The organism is Enterovirga sp. CN4-39, assembly GCF_049446235.1.
Taxonomy (GTDB): domain Bacteria; phylum Pseudomonadota; class Alphaproteobacteria; order Rhizobiales; family Beijerinckiaceae; genus Enterovirga.
In genome coordinates this window covers 179,321-199,463 of record NZ_JBMSEF010000004.1, presented here as the reverse complement: position 1 = coordinate 199,463, position 20,143 = coordinate 179,321, and the positions used below count along the sequence as shown (strand labels likewise).

At 66.1% G+C, this 20,143-nt stretch carries 19 protein-coding genes, 1 tRNA gene and 1 pseudogene; 18 read left to right on the top strand and 3 right to left on the bottom strand.

What is annotated here, in order from left to right; all coding sequences use genetic code 11:
* The first annotated feature begins 102 nt into the window (after window positions 1–102).
* Window positions 103–177, top strand: a tRNA-Gly gene (locus tag ACO2SS_RS09450).
* 197 nt (window positions 178–374) lie between these two features.
* Window positions 375–647 (top strand): annotated as a pseudogene (locus ACO2SS_RS09445) (SMP-30/gluconolactonase/LRE family protein); the annotation flags it as partial.
* 143 nt (window positions 648–790) lie between these two features.
* Here the strand turns inward: ACO2SS_RS09445 and ACO2SS_RS09440 are convergent.
* Both ACO2SS_RS09440 and ACO2SS_RS09435 read right to left on the bottom strand, forming a co-directional pair.
* Window positions 791–2,098, bottom strand: coding sequence for a four-carbon acid sugar kinase family protein (locus tag ACO2SS_RS09440; protein WP_423277383.1), 1,308 nt, complete (start codon window positions 2,096–2,098; stop codon window positions 791–793).
* Complete coding sequence (locus ACO2SS_RS09435; RefSeq protein ID WP_423277382.1) at window positions 2,095–2,847, bottom strand: FadR/GntR family transcriptional regulator; 753 nt, start codon at window positions 2,845–2,847, stop codon at window positions 2,095–2,097. Before ACO2SS_RS09435 ends, ACO2SS_RS09440 begins: the two co-directional genes overlap by 4 nt.
* A 130-nt stretch (window positions 2,848–2,977) precedes the next feature.
* Between ACO2SS_RS09435 and ACO2SS_RS09430 the strand changes: the two genes are divergently transcribed.
* The 13 genes from ACO2SS_RS09430 to ACO2SS_RS09370 all read left to right on the top strand — a co-directional run bounded on the left by ACO2SS_RS09430 (window position 2,978) and on the right by ACO2SS_RS09370 (window position 14,604).
* Window positions 2,978–3,739: an SDR family NAD(P)-dependent oxidoreductase gene (locus ACO2SS_RS09430; protein ID WP_423277381.1), complete on the top strand. Its 762-nt coding sequence runs from the start codon at window positions 2,978–2,980 to the stop codon at window positions 3,737–3,739.
* Complete coding sequence (locus ACO2SS_RS09425) at window positions 3,736–5,016, top strand: RuBisCO large subunit C-terminal-like domain-containing protein (protein ID WP_423277380.1); 1,281 nt, start codon at window positions 3,736–3,738, stop codon at window positions 5,014–5,016. Before ACO2SS_RS09430 ends, ACO2SS_RS09425 begins: the two co-directional genes overlap by 4 nt.
* Window positions 5,017–5,043: 27 nt before the next feature.
* A complete protein-coding gene (locus ACO2SS_RS09420; RefSeq protein ID WP_423277379.1) occupies window positions 5,044–5,838 on the top strand; it encodes an SDR family NAD(P)-dependent oxidoreductase in 795 nt (264 codons plus the stop codon).
* 14 nt (window positions 5,839–5,852) lie between these two features.
* On the top strand, window positions 5,853–6,764 hold the full coding sequence (locus tag ACO2SS_RS09415) for an NAD(P)-dependent oxidoreductase (RefSeq protein WP_423277378.1): 912 nt from the start codon (window positions 5,853–5,855) through the stop codon (window positions 6,762–6,764).
* On the top strand, window positions 6,761–7,186 hold the full coding sequence (locus ACO2SS_RS09410; RefSeq protein WP_423277377.1) for a hypothetical protein: 426 nt from the start codon (window positions 6,761–6,763) through the stop codon (window positions 7,184–7,186). Before ACO2SS_RS09415 ends, ACO2SS_RS09410 begins: the two co-directional genes overlap by 4 nt.
* A complete protein-coding gene (locus ACO2SS_RS09405) occupies window positions 7,183–7,578 on the top strand; it encodes a hypothetical protein (RefSeq protein ID WP_423277376.1) in 396 nt (131 codons plus the stop codon). The genes ACO2SS_RS09410 and ACO2SS_RS09405 overlap by 4 nt, the downstream gene beginning before the upstream one ends.
* A 47-nt stretch (window positions 7,579–7,625) precedes the next feature.
* Entirely contained in the window at window positions 7,626–8,603 is a 978-nt protein-coding gene (locus tag ACO2SS_RS09400) for a TRAP transporter substrate-binding protein (protein ID WP_423277375.1), read from the top strand.
* Window positions 8,604–8,666: 63 nt separating this feature from the next.
* Complete coding sequence (locus ACO2SS_RS09395; RefSeq protein ID WP_423277374.1) at window positions 8,667–9,170, top strand: TRAP transporter small permease; 504 nt, start codon at window positions 8,667–8,669, stop codon at window positions 9,168–9,170.
* Window positions 9,167–10,456, top strand: coding sequence for a TRAP transporter large permease (locus ACO2SS_RS09390; RefSeq protein WP_423277373.1), 1,290 nt, complete (start codon window positions 9,167–9,169; stop codon window positions 10,454–10,456). Before ACO2SS_RS09395 ends, ACO2SS_RS09390 begins: the two co-directional genes overlap by 4 nt.
* Before the next feature lie 11 nt (window positions 10,457–10,467).
* Window positions 10,468–11,253: an HpcH/HpaI aldolase family protein gene (locus ACO2SS_RS09385; protein ID WP_423277372.1), complete on the top strand. Its 786-nt coding sequence runs from the start codon at window positions 10,468–10,470 to the stop codon at window positions 11,251–11,253.
* Window positions 11,254–11,365: 112 nt separating this feature from the next.
* Window positions 11,366–12,523: a zinc-binding dehydrogenase gene (locus tag ACO2SS_RS09380; RefSeq protein ID WP_423277371.1), complete on the top strand. Its 1,158-nt coding sequence runs from the start codon at window positions 11,366–11,368 to the stop codon at window positions 12,521–12,523.
* Between the two features lie 3 nt (window positions 12,524–12,526).
* Complete coding sequence (locus tag ACO2SS_RS09375) at window positions 12,527–13,714, top strand: CaiB/BaiF CoA transferase family protein (protein WP_423277370.1); 1,188 nt, start codon at window positions 12,527–12,529, stop codon at window positions 13,712–13,714.
* Complete coding sequence (locus tag ACO2SS_RS09370; protein ID WP_423277369.1) at window positions 13,711–14,604, top strand: HpcH/HpaI aldolase/citrate lyase family protein; 894 nt, start codon at window positions 13,711–13,713, stop codon at window positions 14,602–14,604. Before ACO2SS_RS09375 ends, ACO2SS_RS09370 begins: the two co-directional genes overlap by 4 nt.
* 147 nt (window positions 14,605–14,751) lie before the next feature.
* Here the strand turns inward: ACO2SS_RS09370 and ACO2SS_RS09365 are convergent, their stop codons facing one another.
* Window positions 14,752–15,423: a GntR family transcriptional regulator gene (locus ACO2SS_RS09365; RefSeq protein ID WP_423277368.1), complete on the bottom strand. Its 672-nt coding sequence runs from the start codon at window positions 15,421–15,423 to the stop codon at window positions 14,752–14,754.
* 185 nt (window positions 15,424–15,608) lie between these two features.
* Between ACO2SS_RS09365 and ACO2SS_RS09360 the strand changes: the two genes are divergently transcribed.
* The 3 genes from ACO2SS_RS09360 to ACO2SS_RS09350 all read left to right on the top strand — a co-directional run bounded on the left by ACO2SS_RS09360 (window position 15,609) and on the right by ACO2SS_RS09350 (window position 20,133).
* On the top strand, window positions 15,609–17,231 hold the full coding sequence (locus ACO2SS_RS09360; protein ID WP_423277367.1) for an ABC transporter substrate-binding protein: 1,623 nt from the start codon (window positions 15,609–15,611) through the stop codon (window positions 17,229–17,231).
* Between the two features lie 167 nt (window positions 17,232–17,398).
* Window positions 17,399–18,991 carry an ABC transporter substrate-binding protein gene (locus ACO2SS_RS09355; protein WP_423277366.1) on the top strand — a complete coding sequence of 531 codons (1,593 nt, stop codon included), beginning with the start codon at window positions 17,399–17,401 and terminating at the stop codon, window positions 18,989–18,991.
* A gap of 128 nt (window positions 18,992–19,119) precedes the next feature.
* Window positions 19,120–20,133: an ABC transporter permease gene (locus ACO2SS_RS09350; RefSeq protein WP_423277365.1), complete on the top strand. Its 1,014-nt coding sequence runs from the start codon at window positions 19,120–19,122 to the stop codon at window positions 20,131–20,133.
* The last annotated feature ends 10 nt before the right edge of the window (window positions 20,134–20,143 follow it).

Genomic DNA, 20,143 nt, shown 5'->3' with positions numbered 1-20,143 from the left:
GCCAAAACCCGACCGGTGGAAAACAACGCCAAAAGGCTCTTGAAATGCCGGCGCGGTTGGGGCACATGGGCGTCGCGGCGCCGCGAAGCAGCGCCGCCGGATGCGGGTGTAGCTCAGGGGTAGAGCACAACCTTGCCAAGGTTGGGGTCGAGGGTTCGAATCCCTTCGCCCGCTCCAGTTTCTCTCAACGAGATCAGGCGTTTAGAACAGGCCCGCTTCGGCGGGCCTTTCTCGTTTTGGTTCCCGGGGCAGCACCGGGGTAGCACCTTCAGCGAACCTCGTGCGGAGGTCGTCAGTGGCAAGCCGGCCGAAGAAGGCAGGCGGAGGTTGCGAAAGCCGCATGGCCGTCGCCGAATGGCGGGCGGCTCGTTGCCGGCGTCGGTGGGTACAAGCGCTTCGACAGCCTAGCCGTGAGCGCTTCAGGGCGCATCTGCGTGGCGGCGCTCGATACATGCAGCATCGCGGAGATCTCCCGGATGGGCGAGGTGTGGTGGCATCCCGTCCCCGATCTCCTTGTCACCAATCTCTGCTTTGGCGGTCCCGACCTCCGGACCGCTTACGTGACGCTCTCCTACGAAGGCAAGCTCGCGGAGATGCAGTGGCACGAGCCGGGGCTGTGTCTGGCGCACCAAAGCGTGGTCTCGTGATCCGGGAGGCTGAACCAGCCAACCCTCCGCCGAAACGGATCGACTCAGCGCGGGAGCGCAGTCGAGCTGTATCGGTCGGCCGCGTTGGACGGTGCAGGCGTTCGGCTGTCGGCAAGCCGGCGAACGGGCCTCCGCCGTCCGCTTCAGCCTCCCGTGGGGTCGAGGAAGAACCGATCGGTGCCGGCTTGCCCGCCCTTCAGGATGACTTCGACGCCGTTCAATTCGTCGGTCGAGAGCAACCGGCAGATATGGCTCGCCTGCCGCCCGTTCGATGAGGCGATCTCGAGTGCGTAGGCACCGCAGCTTCGCATCGCGAAGCTCGAACTGTCGCCTCCCGCAAAGATGACACGGCGCATGCCCGCCTCGCGTACCGCTCGGCGAAAGAGCTCAGCGAGGGCGTGGCCAATCGCCGGTGCGCGGCCGAGATCGAAGCTTTCCGTAGCCTCGCCCCGCGATGTGTAGACGGCAACCGAGTGCCCGGCCCTGAGGGCTGCAATCATGTCCGGAGCGATTGCGGTGGTTGCTCGATGTAAGTCATCGGGTCCGGTGAGGCGTTCAACCGGCAGGTGGATCATCGTCCAGTTGGCCGCTTCAGCGGCGGCCAGTTGCGTTGCGGTGTGGGGCGAGCAACTGCCCGAAAGAACGAGGCCCGGACCCGGCGCCGGCCGCATCTCTAGCGAGGCTCGACGGCCGAGCTTGCCGGCGATCACCCCCCCGATGCCTTGCGGCAGGCCCTGGGCCGCAAGGCAGAAGACGCTCCTGGCCTCGGCCAGCTTCCAGATCGCGGCGCTGAGGCGCGTCAGGTCGTCATTCGTGATGGTGTCGAGAACAACGGGAACACCTCCCTCGCCGCGGACTGCGATCAGTTCCGCCAACGATGTCGGATCGTCCCGGAGTTCCGGCAGCATGATCGTGGCTGCGCGGGGAAGACCAAGCGCGGTCAGGTGGCGGCGCAGATCCGCCTCGTGCATCGGCGTGGAGGGATGCTGGACCAGCGCTGGATTGCGGTCGATCCGCAGGATCTCGCCGCCGTGCCGGGAGAAATGATTGGCGAAGGCGGTGTAGCGCCCGAAATCTGGTGTCGCGGGAAGCACGGGTAGCAGCGCGTCGGGCCAGACGCGGAGTGCTTCCTCCACGGCTACTGCAAAGTTCCCGAGCTCCGGCGCGGAATCGAAGGTCGAGCAGACCTTGTACTGATTGAGACGAGTGCCGAGACGGCCAAACAGCGCGAAGGCTTCCGCCAGCAGCGGGCGCATCTCTGCTGGCGGACGCGACCGGGCTACTCCCGCGATGCCGACGACATCCAGAGTGGCAGCGTCCGCCAGGACGCGGGTGGTATCGGCAGGCTCGAAATAGAGCCGGCTGCGCAGCCCGTGCGCGTGGAACTGCGCCAGGTTCTCCGCAGCCCCAGTGAAGTCGTCGCCATAGAAGCTGACGGCGGGGCCGTTCATGGTGTCTTTCCCGGTCTGTCGTGCTGCGGCGCCTGTTCGAGGACGCGACGGAAATACTCCATGTTCTCGTCCGCTCCGTAGCATTCGCGGGCAGCGGCCGAATTCCGCCCCTCGATCATCGTGTACATGACCTCGTGCAGGCGCACCGTGTCGGCAAGACCGCCATTGGCATGCGAGTGGCGCAGCCAGCCCGACACCATGTTGCTGACGAAGTTCGCGAGCGTCGCGACGAGTTCGTTCTTCGACGCCTTGTAGATCGCGCGGTGGAAGGCGAGATCGGCTTCCACCGTCGCGTCGTAATCCGGCGGGTCGGCTGCAACGAGCGGCCGCAGCCGTTCGATGCAGGCGCGCATCTCGGCCAGATCCTCCTCGGTACGGCGCTGTGCGGCGAGCTCGGCGCAACTCCGCTCGAAGATCCGCCGCACCTCCATGAGCTTCTGGGGCGTCGTGTCCGTGAGATAGGTTTCGAATAGGAGGAGCTGGCCGAGCGAGGCATGTGCGCCGTCGGTGACGAAGGTCCCGCGCCCGTGCCGCACGTCGAGGATGCCGACGGCGGCCAAAACCTTGACCGCCTCACGCACCGGCGTCCGGCTGAGGCCGAGTTCCCGGGCGAGATCGTTCTCGGGCGGAAGCTGATCCCCGGGACGCAGACGGCCTCCCGCGATTTGCGCCTTGATGTGATCGAGCACGGTCTCGAGCCGGCTTCGAGGCTTGCGCCCGCTACCGCCCGTCTTGTCGGAACCGTTCACTCGGCGCTCCTTCGAACACGACGCTCTCACCGTCCGGGTGAGTATTGTCTTGACACCCGGATCGGACAAGACATCATACCTCTCAATGAAGCAGGCCGCCACAAGAGCGGACCGCTGGGTGGAAACGCTGATGTCCGAGATCGCGCCGGAATTCTCCGGCCGCGTCGCCCTCGTCACCGGGGGAGCGCGCGGCATTGGAAGAGCCTGCTGCCTTCGGCTCGCCGCAGGCGGCGCCCGGATCGCGTTGAACTATGCCGCGAACCATGCGGCGGCACGCGAGACCCAGGCCATGGTCGCGGCCGCGGGTGGGGTCTGCGAACTCTTCCCCGCCGATGTCGGCGATGAACCCGCCTTCTCCGCTGCGGTCGAGGCCGCCCGCGAGCGGCTTGGACCGATCACGCTCTTCGTCGCCAATGCGGGCACCACGCGGGCGCGCGGCCATGACGAACTGACGCTCGCCGATTTTCGCGAGACGCTTCGGGTCAACCTCGAAGGCGTCTTCGTCGGCATCCAGCAGGCCAAGGCCGACATGCTTGCGAGCGGCAGCGGCGCGATCGTGTGCCTGAGTTCGATCGGAGCGTTCCGGCCCCGCAAACGTCAGATCGACTATGCGGCGGCCAAGGCCGGCGTCGTCGCAATGATGCGCTGCTACGCCGAGGCGCTGGCTCCGGCGATCCGGGTCAATGCCGTCGCGCCTGGGCTGACCGAGACCGATATGATCGGCGGGCTCGACCAGCATCTTCTGCCCGCACGCATGAAGGCGATCCCGCTCCAGCGGTTTGGCCAGGCGGCAGAGATCGCAGAGGCGGTGGCTTTCCTCCTGTCGGATCGGGCAGCGTTCATCACGGGCCATACGCTCGTCGTGAGCGGCGGGGATGTGATGGCGCCGTGAACGACATCATACATCATACAACTGGTGAGATCCGCGCCAGCTACCTGATCGAAACGCCGTTTCGGATCGAGCAGGCCGCGGCCGCGATCGCAGGTGAGCAATCCACTGGCACCTTCCTGAAGCTCGCCGCGGAGACCGACGCGGTCGGACGGCGGGCGGCGGCGCGGGTCGAGCGGATCGAGCGGCTGGCGGAAGTCGCAGTACCAAGCCTGCCCGGAACGCGCGTGACCGGGCGGGCCCGATACGCGCAGGCCCGCATCGAGATCGCCTGGCCATATTCGAATGTCGGCCCGGACCTGCAGACCCTGATGGCCACGGTTTGCGGCAACCTCGGGGAACTCAGCGAACTCTCCGGAATCCGCCTCCTCGACATCCGTCTGCCGCCGGAATTCGTGGAAGCCTTCCCGGGCCCGCGCTTCGGTGTCGTCGGCACCTGCGAGCGGCTGAAACTCGATGGCCTGCCGGCGATCGGCACGATCGTGAAGCCCAGCATCGGCCTCCTGCCGGAGGAAACAGCGGCCGCGGTCACCGCCTTCGCGGAAGGCGGCATCGATTTCGTGAAGGACGACGAACTTTCGGCCGATCCGCTCTATGCGCCCCTCGAGGCACGCATCGCGGCCGTGATGGCGGCGGTCGAGCGTCATGCGGATGCGACCGGCCGGCGCATCATGTACGCCTTCAACATCACGGGCGATCTCGACCGCATGCGCCGCGGCGCAGAAGCCATTCTCAAGGCTGGCGGCGATTGCGCCATGCTGAGCCTGAACTGGGTCGGCACGCCGGCCGTCTTGGCGCTGCGGAAGGAATTCCCGCTCTTCATCCACGGGCACCGCAATGGATGGGCGCTGTTCTCGCGCGCGCCGATGCTGGGCTTCGATTTCAGCGTCTACCAGATGCTCCACCGGCTCGCCGGGGTAGACCACATCCATGTGAATGGCCTTCGCAACAAGTTCGCCGAAAGCGATGAATCGGTGCTCGCCTCGGCACGCGCCTGTCTTACGCCCATCCGCGAAGGCGATCCGCGCATCATGCCGGTCCTTTCCAGCGCGCAGACGGTCTTGCAGGTGCACGATACCTACGCGGCGTTGGGCACCAGCGAGCTCATCCATGCTTGTGGAGGTGGCATCGTCGGCCACCCCGATGGGATCGCGGCCGGGACGCGGGCGCTGAGGGCTGCCTGGGAGGCAGCCCGTGCGGGCCTGTCGCTCGCTGCTGCGGCGCGGGATCTGCCCGAATTGGCCCGCGCGGTCGAGACCTTCCAACGACACGTCCGATGACGGTTTCTCTCTGGAGATAGAGCGACTATGGCTGAGCGCCTGAAAGACAAGGTAGCGCTGGTATTTGGTGCGGGTTCCGTTGGCGAGGGCTGGGGGAACGGCAAGGCCTCCGCAGTGCTCTACGGTCGGGAAGGCGCCAAGGTTGCTTGCGTCGACCTCAACGAGGAGGCCGCCCGAAGCACCGCCCGCATCATCAACGAGGAGGGCGGTGAGGCCGTTGCGCTGCAAGCCGACGTCACCAAGCTCGCCCGTATTCGCGAGGTCGTTGCGGACGTGAAAGGCCGCTGGGGGCGGATCGACGTGCTCCACAACAACGTCGGCATGAACATCGAAGGCGGCCCTGTCGAGACCACTGAGGAGCAGTGGGACAAGGTGATGGACGTCAATCTGAAGTCGATGTTCCTCACCTGCAAATGCGTGCTGCCGATCATGGAGGAGCAACGAAAGGGAGCGATCGTTAACATCTCCTCGTTGGCCTCGATCCGCTGGATGCACTTCAACTACATCTCTTATTATGCCTCGAAGGCCGCGGTGAATAACTTCACACGCGCGATAGCTCTGCAATATGCGGACAAAGGAATTCGGGCGAATACAGTTCTTCCCGGCCTCATGGACACCCCGCACATCTACGAGGCGATGAAGGCCCATTACACCGACTTCACCGAGATGCAGCGCAAACGCGCTGAAGTCACCCCGATGAAGCGCATGGGCGAGGGGTGGGACATCGCCTATGCGGCGCTCTTCCTCGCATCGGACGAGTCCAAGTACATCACCGGCATCGACCTCTGCGTCGATGGCGGGCTGCACTGCAAGACACACTGAGGAGGAGCGGCGCAGTGAGCACGTTCTCTCCAGGCTCTACGACGGTCGGCTTCATCGGGCTGGGCGTGATGGGCCGGCGCATGGCGCTCAATCTGAAGAGGGCCGGATTTGCGCTCCTGGTCCACGACCTCAACCGCGAGGCGGTGACCGAGCTGGTCGCCTCCGGTGCACGCGATGCCGGTTCGATCGCCGGCACCGCGGAGGCAGACCTCGTCATCACGATGCTGCCCGACACGCCGGACGTGGAGGCCGTCGTGCTTGGCGAAGGCGGGCTCGCCGTCGCGATGCGGCCGGGCAGCGTGCTGATCGACATGAGCTCGATCTCACCCACCGCTGCCATCGCGATGCAATCGGCGCTCGCAGCAAAAGCCGTTGCGATGCTCGATGCTCCCGTCAGCGGCGGCTACCAGGGCGCCGAGGCCGGCACACTTTCGATCATGGTCGGAGGCGATGCGGAGATCCTGGAGCGCTGTCGACCTGTGCTGGAGGCGATGGGCAAGACCATCAGCCACATCGGCGGGCCGGGTGCGGGCCAAGTCTGCAAGGTCTGCAACCAGGTCGCGGTTGCGATCAACATCCAGGCCGTCGCCGAGGCGCTCACATTGGCGCGAAAGAACGGCGTCGATCCGGGGAAGGTCAGGACGGCTCTGCTTGGCGGCTTCGCCCAGAGCAGGGCGCTCGACCTTCACGGCCAGCGCGTGCTCGACGGCAACTACGCCGCAGGCTTTCGCGTCACGCTCCAGCGCAAGGATCTGAAGCTTGCGCTGGAGAACGGTAGCGTCACCGGCGCCGCCCTGCCTGCGACGGCATTGATCCAGCAACTCTATGGCGTGCTCGCGAATACGGGGCGGGCCGATCTCGACAACTCCTCGCTGGCTCTGCTGATGGCGGAGATGTCGGGCCTCTCGGGGGAGGCCGAGCCGTGACCGGCGCGACCGGGTTCGTGATGGTCCGGGAAACTGTCGACACCGTTCGCGGCACCCCGGTGCTGGTGGTCGACACGATCGCTCATCTGCGACCGGAGGATGCCGGAGCAGTGGTGATGACCGGGTCGCATGGCGGAATCAGCTCAGGAGAATACGCCGCCAAGGCACCGATCCGCGCCGTGTTCTTCAACGATGCAGGCATCGGGAAGGACGGGGCCGGCACCGCCGCCCTCGCATACCTCGAGGCACGCGGGATTCTTGCCGGGACGGTCTCCCATGACAGCGCGCTGATCGGCAACGGCAGGGAGACCTGGGACTTTGGCGTGATCTCCGCGCTCAACCGGCTGGCCGAGCGGTCCGGTTTCCGCATCGGAGAGCCTGTCCGGCAGGCGGTCCGCCGAGTGTTCGGAGAGGCTCCATGAGAAACGAGACTGTCGCCACCCTTGGGGGGCGTCGCGTGGTGCTCATGGATTCCATCTCTCTGATCGGACCACAGGACGCGGGAACGCTCATCGTCTGCGGTTCGCATGGCGGCCTGATTTCTGGCGCCTTCGCAAGCCTCTACCCGCCGCGACTGGTGCTCTTCAACGATGCTGGCGGCGGCAAGAACGGAGCAGGCAGGGCCAGCCTCTCGATGTTGGACGAACGGGGGATCGCAGCTGCCACGATCGGGCACGACAGCGCGCGGATCGGCGATGCCCTCGACGCGTGGGAGGAGGGAGTGATCAGCGAGACCGGCAACACGGCGCGCCTGCTCGGGCTCCGCCCAGGCCAGGCCGTCAAGGAGGCAATTACAAGAGCAGCGGGGGTTTAACCCCGCAAGCAAGACTGGCGACAACAAACAAACCGGGAGGACAGGACATGATGAGATTGAAGCTCGCAGCGCCGATTCTGGCGCTGGGCATGCTCGTGGCGTCGACGGCAGCGCGCGCTGTCGACATCAGCTTCGCACTTCACACGTCCCCGCCGGGACCCGAGTTCGACGCCGTCAACAGGTTCGTCGAGCTCGTTAAGGAGCGCAGCAAAGGGAAGATCAACGTCAAGATCTTCCATTCGGCAGTGCTCGGGGGCGAGCGAGACAATCTCGAACAGCTGACCGTCAATGAGGTCCAGATGACGCTGTTCGGAGACACGCTCCCGAATGTGGTTGCGCCCCCCTATGCCGCGACCGTGGTTCCCTTCGTATTCCCTGGACCGGAGGAGATCTTCAAGTTCTGGGACAGCCCGGCCGGGGCCGAGGGCAAGAAGCTCATCAAGGATAAGGCGAAGCTCGACGTTGTCGCCTTCTTCCGTCGCGGCGACAGGCACCTGTCGGCGAAGAAGGCGATCCGTACGCCGGATGATCTCGCCGGCCTCAAGCTGCGCGTCCCCGAGATTCCGTCATGGGTGCGCGTCTGGACCCAGCTTGGTGCCCGGCCGACGCCGGTGGCCTGGCCCGAGGTGTTCAGCGGGCTTCAGATGGGCGTCATCGAAGCGCAGGAGAACCCCTGCTTCAACGTCAATCAGGCGAAGCTGTTCGAGGTGCAGACGCACCTGATGTTCACGGCGCATGTGCCGGCGGTCTGGCACTGGTCGATCAGCTCGCGCTTCCTCGACGGGCTTACGCCCGAACTGCGGGAAGCCGTGGTGAGCTCGGCCGTGGATGCCGCCAAGCACGGCGACGAGGTGACGAAGCAGCAGATCGACGTCGTGTGCAAGGATCTGGCGAATAAGAACAAGATGACGCTCGTCGAGGTCGATCGCGGGCCGTTCATTGCCAAGGCGCGGCCCGCCATCGACGAAATCGCCAAGGGCTGGGCGCCGAGTGTGCGCGAGGCCGTCGCTCAGTACCTGAACTAATCCCTCTCCCGGCGGCGATCCCGGTCGCCGCCGGCATCTTCAATCCGGCCATCGGAGCGCGTGATGGATCATATCCGGGGCACTCGCCGCCACGTCTACCGTCTGTTCGAAATACTGGCGGTCGCCGCCTTCCTGACGATGATCGGCTCCTCGATCTTGCAGGTCTTCTTCCGCTACGTCCTGAACGCTCCTCTGCAATGGACGGAGGAGGTCGCGCGGCTGACTTGCGTGTTGACGACGTATTTCGGCGGAGTCGTCGTCTTGCTCTCGCGGGAAAACATCCGCGTCGACCTGATCGACAATTACGTCAGCGGCCGAAGTGCCGACGCACTCGCAATGTTCTGCGACCTGCTCATCGTCTGGTTCCTGCTCTCGGTGGGTTACGGCTGCTACCTTCTGACGTTTGCCACCTGGGAGACCTTCACGGCCACGATGGACTGGATCCGGATGGGCTACATCTACTTGGCCGTGGGCGTCTCGATCGGCGTCATGGCCGCCCTGATCCTCCTCGATATGTATGAACGCGCGATGAGGCTCGCCCGGCCGCGCAGGGAGACCGCGCTGTGATCCTTGCTCTCTTCATCGGTGGGCTGCTTGTACTGTTCGCGATCGGCATTCCGGCGGCCTTTGCGCTCGGGTTGTCTTCGCTCATCGTTACCGTCGTCGAACGCGGCATCGGCGGGGTGCCCTACACGATCCTCGCGCAACGCATGGTCTACGCGGTCAACAGCTTCCCGCTGCTGGCGATCCCGTTCTTTATCCTCGCCGGCAAGATAATGAACACCGGCGGGATCACCGACAGGATCTACGACTTTGCGCACCGGCTGACCGGGCACCTGCGCGGCGGGCTCGGGCAGGTCAACATCGCCGCCTCGATCATCTTCTCGGGCATGTCCGGATCGGCGGTCGCCGATGCGGTGGGTGTCGGACAGGTCGAGATCCGGGCGATGCGCAAGGCGAACTACCCCGACGACTTCTCGATCGGCGTCACGGCCGCGTCCGCGACCGTCGGCCCCGTGATCCCGCCGAGCATCCCCCTCATCATCTACGCCGTCGTCGGGAACGTGTCCGCGACCGCGCTGCTCATCGCCGGCATCCTGCCCGGCCTGCTCATGGGCGCGTTGATGATGGCGCTGGTCTACTGGCAGGCGATCCGTCGCAATTTGCCGACGCATCCCTGGGAAGGCTTCGCGGCGCTCGTCCGCAGCTTCTTTCGGGCGCTGCCGCCGCTGATCACGCCGGCCATCATCATCCTGGGCATGATGAGTGGTGCGTTCACCCCGACCGAGGCCGCTGCCATAGCGGCCGTGTACGCAACGGTGATCGCGATGCTGGTTTACCGCGAGATTTCCTTTACCCAGCTCGTCCAGGTGCTGCGCGAGACGATGCGCGAGACGGCGGTGATCCTGCTCATCTTGGCCGCGGCCGGATTATACGGGTGGCTCCTCGTCTTCACCCAGATCCCTCAGCAGTTGATCGCCCTGGTGAATGACTTCGACCTGTCGCCCGGGATGCTGCTGCTGGCGATCAACCTGTTCCTTCTGGTCGTCGGCCTGTTCATGGAGACCAACGCCGCGATCACCATCTTCACTCCCATGCTGCTGCCGATGGCGGTGGCCGCAGGCGTCGACCCGGTCCATTTCGGGATCATGATGGTGCTGAACCTCATGATCGGAATGCTCACTCCGCCGGTTGGCATGCTGCTTTTTGCAGTGGCCAAGGTCGCGAACGTGTCGATGAACCGGGCGCTCGTCGCGGTCGCTCCCTACTACATTCCGCTGCTAATCTCGCTGCTGCTGGTGACGTACTTTCCGCAGATATCGCTGATCCTCCCGCAGCTTCTTCTCAGGTAGGGAAAGATCCGATGACCTTCTCCAATCCGCTCCGGCGGAGCTTGGCGTCTGGGAAAACGGCGCTCGGGCTGTGGGTCACGCTGGAGAGCGCGACCGTAACGGAGGTTGCGGCGGAACTCGGGGTCGACTGGGTTTGCGTCGACATGGAGCATGGCAGCCTGGGTTTCCGTGACGTGGTCGACCATCTGCGGGCCGCCAGGGGTAGCGAGCTTGCAGTCCTGGTGCGGGTCCCGACTTCCAGCGTTGACACGATCAAGCGGGCGCTCGACCTCGGCGCCCATGGCGTGCTGCTGCCCCTGATCAGCAATCGAGCCGAACTCGAGGATGCATTCCGCCACGCGCGGTATCCAACCTCCGGCAAGCGCGGGCTCGGCCACGAGCGTGCAACGGCCTGGGGCATGGCGTTGGAGAGTTATGTCGCCGTTGCGAACGAGGAGACAATGGTCATCCCCGTGATCGAGACCGCCGAGGCTTCGGCCAATATCGCCGACATTCTGGCAGCGCCCGGGTTGGAGGCGATCTTCTTCGGCCCTTCCGATCTCTCCCAGAGCTTCGGCCATCTCGCGGTCTGGGAAGGACCGGGCATCGCGGAGGAGATCCTGCGAATAAAGAGCCTGGCCGATGATCGAGGGATCTTCTCCGGCATCATCGGCACAATTCCCGACGATATGGAGAGGCGCCGGCAGCAGGGGTTCGGCATGGTCGCGCTGGGCTCGGATGTCGGCTTGATGATCCGCCAGATCCGTCAACTGCTCGAGCCCTTCCGGGCGCTCCCCGACCGCAAGGGCGGCTATTGATCAGGGGAGGGGGGCGGACACGTCTCCCCCGCGGTCCGGGCGCACCGCGACCGTCCAACGTCATGCAGGCCACGAGGAATACCTCGCGATTTCGTCCTTTCAGGTGATCCCCATGTCTCAGAGCATCCCGACCCAGCAGGATCGGCCCGCCGCAGGCCTGCCCTCGATCTCCCGCGCGGCCGTGCTGCGCCGCTTCGGCGAGCCGGTAAAGATCGAATGTGTTCCCGTGCCATCCGGGCCGGAGCCGGGAGCTCTGATCGTCAAGACCACGGCCTGCTCGATCTGCGGAACGGATGTGCACCTGTCGCGCGGCAATCTTTCCCTGGCCGTGGACCTGCCCGTGATCCTCGGCCACGAGATGGTCGGCCGCGTCGTCGCGATCGGGGAGGGTGCGGAACGCGACAGCGTAGGGCAGCCCCTCGCTCTCGGTGACCGCATCCTTTGGACGCACACCGCATGCGGCCATTGTTTCTTCTGCACGGTGGCTCGCCAGCCGACGCTCTGCGAGAACCGGCGCGCCTACATGTTCGAGAACATCGAGAAGCCGCCTTACCTGCTCGGTGGCTTCTCGGAATACGGCTACGTCCTGCCCGAGGCGGGCCGCGTGCGCGTCCCCGACAACGTCGACGATGCGGTCGCGAGCCTCTGCTCGTGCGCGTTCCGCTCGGTGATGAACGCCTTCGACAATCTCGGGCCGATCGACCCGTCCGAGCACGTCGCGATCCAGGGCGCCGGGCCTCTCGGCATACTCGCGGCGGCAGTGGCGCGGGTGTCGGGCGCAAAGACCGTGTCCGTGATCGGTGCTCCCGAGGCCCGGCTCGAACTCGCGAAGGAGTTTGGCGCGACGCATGTCTTCACGATCGAGGGCACTAGCCACGAGGAACGCGCCACGGCGCTTCGCGCCCTGACGGATGGGCGCGGGCCGGACATCGTGATGGAGTTCACCGGCGTTCCGGACGCGTTCGGGCAGGGCCTCGATCTCGTCCGCAAGGGCGGGCGCTACCTCACCGTCGGCCAGCTCGGCGCTGGTCCGACGACGTTCAGCCCCTCCCTGATCGTCAAGAAGAACATCCGTGTGATCGGATCCTTCTCGGGCGACGTGAAGTCCTATTGGAAGGCGCTGCAATTCGCCTCCGCGCATGTCGACCGGATCCCGTTTGGAAAGATGATCACGGGGCGCTACGCGCTGGAGGACGTGAATCGCGCCCTGGAGCGGATGCACGCCTTGCAGGAGATCAAGCCGTTGATCCTGATCGAGGAGCGCGCCTGAGACATGAGCAAGACCATCAGCTACGCGCCGGACGCGAAAGGGCCGCTCGACGGGGTGCGGGTCGTCGATCTCTCGCGGCTCGTCGCCGGCAACATGACCACGCACGTGCTGGCCGATTACGGCGCGGACGTCATCAAGGTGGAGCGTCCCGGGAAGGGCGACGATCTGCGCAGTTGGCGCGTGAAGGGCATCGAGACCTTCTGGAAGGTCTATGCACGCAACAAGCGCAGCATCGCGCTCGACATCCACGAGCCCGACGGCCGCGAGACCCTGCTGCGCCTGATCGATTCCGCTCAGGTCCTGGTCGAGAATTTCGTTCCCGGCACGCTGGAGCGCTGGGGATTGGGGCCCGAGGACCTGCTTGGCAGGAATCCGGGGCTCATCATCCTTCGTGTCTCGGGCTGGGGGCAGACGGGATCGTGGCGTCAGAAGCCCGGATTCGGCACGCTGGTGGAGGCCATGTCGGGCTGGGCCTACATGAACGGCCACCCGGACAAGCCCCCGACGCTGCCGCCGCTCGCTTTGGCCGACATGATCGCCGGGCTCTACGGCGCGGCCGCCACACTTGCCGCGTTGCGGGCAGTCGAGCATGGCGGAGCCGGACAGGTTCTCGATCTGTCGCTCTTCGAGCCCATACACGCGATGATCGGTGCAGAGGCGGCTCACATCCGGTTGACGGGTGAGCCCACGATGCGCGCCGGGAACCAGTCCTCCCACACGGCTCCCCGCAACGTCTACGTCTGCCGGGATGGCGGCTATGTCGCGATGTCGGGCTCCATGCAGTCCATGGCCGAGCGCATCCTTGACACGATCGGGCGGCCCGAGTTGAAGAGCGATCCGCGCTTTGCCGACAACGCCGCGCGCGTGCGGAACCGGGATACGCTCGACGCCATCATCGGCGGGTTCGTGGCCGAGCGCAGCCAGGCCGAGAACCTCGCCCTGTTCGAGGCGGCGGGCGTGACGGTCGGACCGGTTTGCTCGGTCGCAGACCTGATAGACCACCCCTACGTGCTCGACCGCGAAGCGCTGGTCGAGGCGCCCGACGAGGACATGAAGACGGTGCCGATGCCGAACATCATCCCGCGGTTCTCGGCGGTGGCGCAGCCGTTCCGGCGGCCGGCCCCGCGGCTCGGGGAACACTCGGACGAGATCCGCCGCGAGCTCGGTATGGCGGACGGAGCCACGCGATGACCTCCGGGGCGAGTTCCTGGCGCTCCATGCTGTTCGTTCCGGCGCTGAACGAACGGTTCCTGGCCAAGGCCGCCGAGCGTCGGGCGGATGCGATCCAGATCGATCTGGAGGACGCGATCCCCGAGGCTCTCAAGGACGCGGCCCGACGCAGCATCCCGACGGCGGCCGAGCGTCTCGCCGCACAAGGGATAACCGTCGTGGTCCGCATCAATCGACCGTGGCGCCAGGCGATCGCCGACATCGAAGCGTCCGTCGGGCCGCACGTGTCCTGCCTGACCTTGCCCAAGGTTCCCGATGCCGGTCACGTCAGGGCCATCGCGGAGATCCTCGACGAGGTGGAGCAGGAGCGCGGATTGCCGCGCGGCCACACCCGGCTGGTCGCCATGATCGAGACCTGCGACGGCCTCCTCGACATGCCCTCCATCGCGGCCGCGCATCCGCGGTTGTGCGGCATGACAGTGGGTGCCGAGGATCTGGCTGTCGCACTTGGCGGGCGCCCCTCTTTCGACACGCTCTACGTTCCGAACGCGCAGGCGGTCGTCGCCGCGCGAAACGCAGGTATCCAGCCGATCGGCTATGTCGGAACGGTGGCGGATTTCGCCGATGAGGCGGCTTTCGCGGCAAAGATCGCGCAGGCACGCGACATGGGCTTCACGGGGGGCTTCTGCATCCATCCGAAGCAGGTGCCGATCCTCAACGAGGGCTTCGCTCCCTCCCAGGTGGAGATCGCCTGGGCGCGGGGAGTGATCGAGGCGTTGGACGCCGCGATCAGCGAAGGCCGCGGCGCGGCAACCTACGAGGGTGCGATGATCGACCGGCCGGTCGCGGAGCGGGCACGCAACCTCCTGGCTCGCGCGGAAGGCCTCTCCAACTCGGCCCGGACCGGCTGAGCGGCGGGCGGCGTCGGCTGCCCGTTTGTAGCATCGCCTGTTCCTCACCGGCCTGTCGCTGGTCACGACGCGACAAGCCCGCATTCTTCGGCGGCAGGACGCTCTTGGCCGACCGCGGCGCGTCCTGTCCCGCTGGCGCCGAGCAGGTCACTTGAGGTCGGAGGCGTTGTCGATGTGGCCGGGCCGGGTGCCGCCGGTCATCTGCTCGAAGGCATCCTCGACGAGGCTGACGTGGTCCCCCATTGCGGCGTGGGCGGCGGCCGCGTCGCCGGCCAGGATCGACCGGACGACCGCGCTGTGCTCGGCATGCGACCGCGGCAGGCGTCCGGGCGCGCGGAACTGCGCCCGCCGGTAAGGAAGGAGGCGGCGGCGCAGACCCAGGGCCATGTCGGCGATCACGCCGTTATGGGCGCCGGCATAGATGGCGCCGTGGAAGGCGACGTTGGCCTCTGCGTAGCCTTCCCGGTCATCCGCCTCCACCAGCCCCGCCATGTGGTCGTGGAGGGCGCCGAGCCTGCGGCGCTCGAGCGGCGTCATCCGCATGGCGGCCAGACGGGCGCAGGTGGCCTCGATCTCGCCCATCGCGACGAAGAGCTCCTCGAGCTGCGCGTGAGTGACATGCGCGACGGTCGCGCCGCGGTGCGGCCGGATCTCGATGAGGCCCGAGGCGCCGAGCTGGCGCAGGGCTTCGCGCACGGGCGTGCGGGACACGCTGTAGCGCGCGGCGAGCCCCTGCTCGTCCAGCCGTGAACCGGGCGGGAGTTCGCCCGTCAGGATCGCGTCCGCGATCTCGCCCGCCAAGCGCTCTGCTCGCGTCACGATTGCCTGTCCGCCCACCGCATCCCCTGCTCGACTCTAGCAGAGGGCCGCGGGCCCGCTGCTTACGAAAGCAGCGCTCGACGGCGATTCTTTTCAGCATCGTCGCCGAACATTTGCGCATACATTGCAACTGAATTGTATGCATGATTGTTGCTGTCCATACAACACAACATGCGGGGCCCGGCATGGATCGGCGTGGATTTCTGAAGTCGGCAAGCGCGAGCGCGGCATTGTCCGCCGCCTCGGTCTCGGCCCCGGCCGTGTTCTCTCCCGCCCAGGCGCAGGCGCGCGCCGAGACGCTGCTCATCGTGTCCGAGAGCGGGCCGAACAACCTCGACATCCATGGTGTCGGCACCAACGTGCCCGGCTACGAGGCGTCGTGGAATTGCTACGACCGGCTCATCTCTCACGAGATGAAGGCCGGCCCGAACGGCGTCCCGTATTACGACCGGGACAAGTTCAAGCCCGAACTCGCCGAGGACATGAAGACCGGCGACATGTCGGTCACCTTCCGGCTCAAGAAGAACGCGACCTTCCAGGACGGCACGCCCGTGACCGCGAAAGACGTGAAGTGGTCGCTCGACCGCGCGGTTTCGGTCGGCGGCTTCCCGACCTTCCAGATGAAGGCGGGCTCGCTGGAGAAGCCCGAGCAATTCGTGGTCGTCGACGAGCGGACAATCCGGGTCGACTTCATCCGCAAGGACCGGCTCACGATCCCGGACCTCGCCGTCATCGTGCCTTGCGTGGTCAATTCCGAGCTCGTGAAGAAGCACGCGACCCCGACAGACCCGTGGGGTCTCGAATATACCAAGCAGAACACGGCCGGCTCGGGCGCCTACAAGGTCACCAAGTGGACGCCGGGCACGGAGGTGATCTTCGAGCGCAACGAGAACTGGGTCGGCGGCGACCTGCCCAAGGTCCGGCGCATCATCTGGCGCATGGTGCCCTCGGCCGGCAACCGGCGCGCGCTCCTCGAGCGCGGTGATGCCGACATCTCCTACGACCTGCCCAACAAGGACTTCGCGGAGCTGAAGGGCAACGCGAAGCTCTCGATCGTGTCGACGCCGTACTCCAATGGCATCCAGTATATCGGCATGAACGTGAAGAAGCCGCCCTTCGACAATCCGAAGGTCCGGCAGGCGGTGGCCTATGCGCTGCCCTACCAGAAGATCATGGATGCGGTGATGTTCGGCCTCGCCGAGCCGATGTTCGGCCGAAAGGGCGGCGAGACGAAGGTCGCCTGGCCGCAGCCGCACGGATACGACACCGACATCGCCAAGGCGAAGCAACTCCTGGCGGAGGCCGGCCATCCGAACGGGTTCGAGACGACGCTCTCCTTCGACCTCGGCTTCGCCGGCGTGAACGAGCCGCTCTGCGTCCTCGTCCAGGAGAGCCTCGCGCAGATCGGCATCAAGACGGTGATCAACAAGATCCCCGGCGCGAACTGGCGCACGGAGCTCAACAAGAAGGAGATGCCGCTCTTCACGAACGTCTTCTCCGGCTGGCTGGACTACCCGGAATACTTCTTCTTCTGGTGCTATGACGGATCGAATTCCATCTTCAACACGATGAGCTACCAGAGCCCGGAGATGGACAGGCTCATCGCAGGTGGGCGCGAAGCGGCGGCCATCGGCGACGAGGCGGGCTACGACAAGAGCGTGCGCGGCTTCGTCGACCTCGCCTTCGCGGACATGCCGCGCATCCCGCTCTTCCAGCCCTACGTGAATGTGGCGATGCAGAAGAACGTGTCCGGCTACCAGTACTGGTTCCACCGCCGGCTCGATTACCGCGCCCTCGTGAAATCATAAGCGGCACACGTTGTGCGTGTCGCGGCCCGCGTGCTTCGGCGCGGCCGGCTGACCCGGCCTCCTCGGTGTAACGCGAGGGGTGGCATGCCCACCGCTCGCTCTGGGGAGCATCGCGAAAGCGATGCGTGTCGAAGGACGCACCGCGCGCATCAAGCCGAAAGCGAACGATGACCATCACCCGCCGCACCGCCCTTGCCGCCGGCCTCGCCGCCCCTTTCGTCGCGCGTTCCGCATCCGCCCAGGCGCCGAGCCGGAACGAGACCCTGCTCCTCGTCCAGGAATACGGGCCGAACTCGCTCGACATGCAGGGGATCGGCGCCTCGCAGCCGGTGAACGGCGTCGCGCTGAACTGCTATGACCGGCTGCTGCGCTTCAAGCCGGTGCCGATCCCGACCGGCGGCGGCAACCAGGTCTCGATGACGGAGCTCGAGGGCGAGCTCGCCGAAAGCTGGCAGGTCGCCTCCGACGGCATGAGCTGCACCTTCAAGCTGCGCGACGCCAAGTTCCACTCGGGTCGCGCGGTGACGGCCAAGGATGTGAAGTGGTCGCTCGACCGCGCGGTATCGATCGGCGGCTTCGCGACCACGCAGATGGCGGCGGGCTCGATGGAGAAGCCCGAGCAGTTCGTCGTCCTGGACGACAAAACCTTCCGGATCGACTTCATCCGCAAGGACAAGCTGACGATGCCGAACCTGGCCGTCACGATCCCGTTCGTCTTCGACTCGGAGCTCGCCATCAAGAATTCGGGCGGCGATCCCTGGGCCAAGGACTGGCTGAAGAACAACGTCGCCGGATCCGGGGCCTTCAAGGTCGAGAGCTGGAAGGCGGGCGTCGAGACGATCTATGTCCGCAACGATGCCTGGGCGCAGGGAAAGCTGCCGACGCTCCGCCGCGTCGTCGCGCGCGACATCGCCTCGCCGTCCACTCGCCGCGCGCTGATCGAGCGCGGCGATGCCGACATCTCGTACGGGCTGCCGCCGAAGGATTTCAAGGACCTGATCGATGCCGGCAAGGTGAATGTCGTCGGCGTGCCGATCCCGAACGGCGCCTACGGGCTCTACCTCAACACGCAGGTCGGCCCGTTCACCGACATGCGCCTGCGCCAAGCGGTCGCCTGGGTGCTGCCCTACGAGAAGATCCTGCAGGCGTCGCTCTTCGGCCGCGGCGTCGAAATGTCGGGCGGGCCGGCCACTCCCAAGGCGGCGTGGCCTACGCCCTTCCCTTACCGGACGGATCTCGCCAAGGCGAAGGAACTCGCCAGCGCCGCGGCGCCGGGCGGCTTTTCGACCACGTTGATGTTCGACGCCGGCAACGCCACGGTGGTCGAACCCATGGCGGTCCTCATCAAGGAGGCGCTCGAGCCGCTCGGGATCAAGGTCGAGATCAGCAAGGTGCCGGGCTCGAACTTCCGCGCCGAAATCGCGAAGAAGACGAACCCGATGGTAATCAACCGGTTCGCGGGCTGGCTCGACTACCCGGATTACTACCTGTTCTGGACGCTCCACGGGGCGAATTCGATCTTCAACATCGCATCCTACCAGAACCCGGCGCTCGACAGGCTGGTCGACGCGGCACGCTTCACGGCGGACAAGGCGGAATACGACAGGAGCGTCGTCGAGTTCGTTTCGCTCGCGGCGCGCGAGGTGCCGCTGATCCCGATCGCCCAGCCCACGCACGACGTGGCGATGCAGAAGACGATCGGCGGCTACCAGTTCCAGCCCTGCCGCGAGCCCGATTTCCGCTACCTGACGAAGGGGTGAGGGGGGGTGGACCGCCTGTCATTCCGGGGCTCGCGAAGCGAGAGCCCGAAACCCACGATCAAGCTCCGGAGCCCAGTCGTGGGTTCCGGGTTCGACGCTGCGCGCCGCCCCGGAATGACGGCCCGGCCATGCTGAAGACCTTCGGCGACCGGCTCCTCACCACGATCCCGGCGCTCATCGGGGTGATCGTGGTCTCGTTCCTGCTCACCCGTGTCCTGCCGGGCGACACGGCCGCCTATTTCGCCGGTCCCGCCGCGACCCCGCAGGCCATCGAGGAGATCCGGCGGCAGCTCGGCCTCGATCGGCCCCTGCCCGAGCAGTTCGGCCGCTACGTGGCGGATCTCTCGAAGGGCGATCTCGGACAATCGCTCACGACCGGGCAGCCGGTCCTGGCCGACATCTCCTCGCGGTTGCCGGCCTCGGCCGAGCTGACGCTGTTCGGCCTCATCCTCTCGCTCCTGATCGCGGTGCCGCTCGGCATCACGGCCGCCGTGAAGCAGGGGTCCATGATCGACCACCTCTGCCGCATCGTCGCCACGGCGGGTGTGTCGCTGCCCGTCTTCTTCACGGGTTTGCTGCTCGTCTACCTGTTCTACTTCGTGCTCGGCTGGTCGCCGGCGCCGCTCGGGCGGCTCGATATCTTCTATTCGGCGCCGCCCGCCGTTACCGGCTTCTACCTGGTCGACAGCCTCGTCGCGTTCGACTTCGAGACCTTCCGGGCAGCGCTCTCGCAGGTCCTGCTGCCCGGCATCACGCTCGCGATCTTTGCCCTCGCGCCCATCGCCAGGATCACGCGCGCCTCGATGCTGGCCGTGCTCTCCTCCGAGTTCGTCCGCACGGCGCGCGCCGCGGGCCTGAACGGGCGCACGGTCATCCTCACCTATGCGTTCCGCAACGCGATGCTGCCGGTCGTGACGACGCTCGGCATGGTCTTCTCCTTCCTGCTCGGCGCCAACGTGCTGGTGGAGAAGGTCTTCGCCTGGCCGGGGATCGGCTCGTATGCGGTGGAAGCCCTCATCGCGTCCGACTTCGCGCCCGTCCAGGGCTTCGTCCTCACCATGGCGATCCTCTACATCGTCCTGAACCTCCTGATCGACCTGACCTATGGCCTGATCGACCCGCGCGTGAGGCTCGGCGCATGAGCGTCGCGGC

Excerpts from the sequence above, each read along its gene's own strand:
- ACO2SS_RS09440 (WP_423277383.1), bottom strand. The coding sequence starts at position 2,098 with ATGAACGGCCCCGCCGTCAGCTTCTATGGCGACGACTTCACTGGGGCT.
- ACO2SS_RS09430 (WP_423277381.1), top strand. The coding sequence starts at position 2,978 with ATGTCCGAGATCGCGCCGGAATTCTCCGGCCGCGTCGCCCTCGTCACC.
- ACO2SS_RS09420 (WP_423277379.1), top strand. The coding sequence starts at position 5,044 with ATGGCTGAGCGCCTGAAAGACAAGGTAGCGCTGGTATTTGGTGCGGGT.
- ACO2SS_RS09405 (WP_423277376.1), top strand. The coding sequence starts at position 7,183 with ATGAGAAACGAGACTGTCGCCACCCTTGGGGGGCGTCGCGTGGTGCTC.
- ACO2SS_RS09400 (WP_423277375.1), top strand. The coding sequence starts at position 7,626 with ATGATGAGATTGAAGCTCGCAGCGCCGATTCTGGCGCTGGGCATGCTC.
- ACO2SS_RS09395 (WP_423277374.1), top strand. The coding sequence starts at position 8,667 with ATGGATCATATCCGGGGCACTCGCCGCCACGTCTACCGTCTGTTCGAA.
- ACO2SS_RS09385 (WP_423277372.1), top strand. The coding sequence starts at position 10,468 with ATGACCTTCTCCAATCCGCTCCGGCGGAGCTTGGCGTCTGGGAAAACG.
- ACO2SS_RS09380 (WP_423277371.1), top strand. The coding sequence starts at position 11,366 with ATGTCTCAGAGCATCCCGACCCAGCAGGATCGGCCCGCCGCAGGCCTG.
- ACO2SS_RS09375 (WP_423277370.1), top strand. The coding sequence starts at position 12,527 with ATGAGCAAGACCATCAGCTACGCGCCGGACGCGAAAGGGCCGCTCGAC.
- ACO2SS_RS09370 (WP_423277369.1), top strand. The coding sequence starts at position 13,711 with ATGACCTCCGGGGCGAGTTCCTGGCGCTCCATGCTGTTCGTTCCGGCG.
- ACO2SS_RS09360 (WP_423277367.1), top strand. The coding sequence starts at position 15,609 with ATGGATCGGCGTGGATTTCTGAAGTCGGCAAGCGCGAGCGCGGCATTG.
- ACO2SS_RS09355 (WP_423277366.1), top strand. The coding sequence starts at position 17,399 with ATGACCATCACCCGCCGCACCGCCCTTGCCGCCGGCCTCGCCGCCCCT.
- ACO2SS_RS09350 (WP_423277365.1), top strand. The coding sequence starts at position 19,120 with ATGCTGAAGACCTTCGGCGACCGGCTCCTCACCACGATCCCGGCGCTC.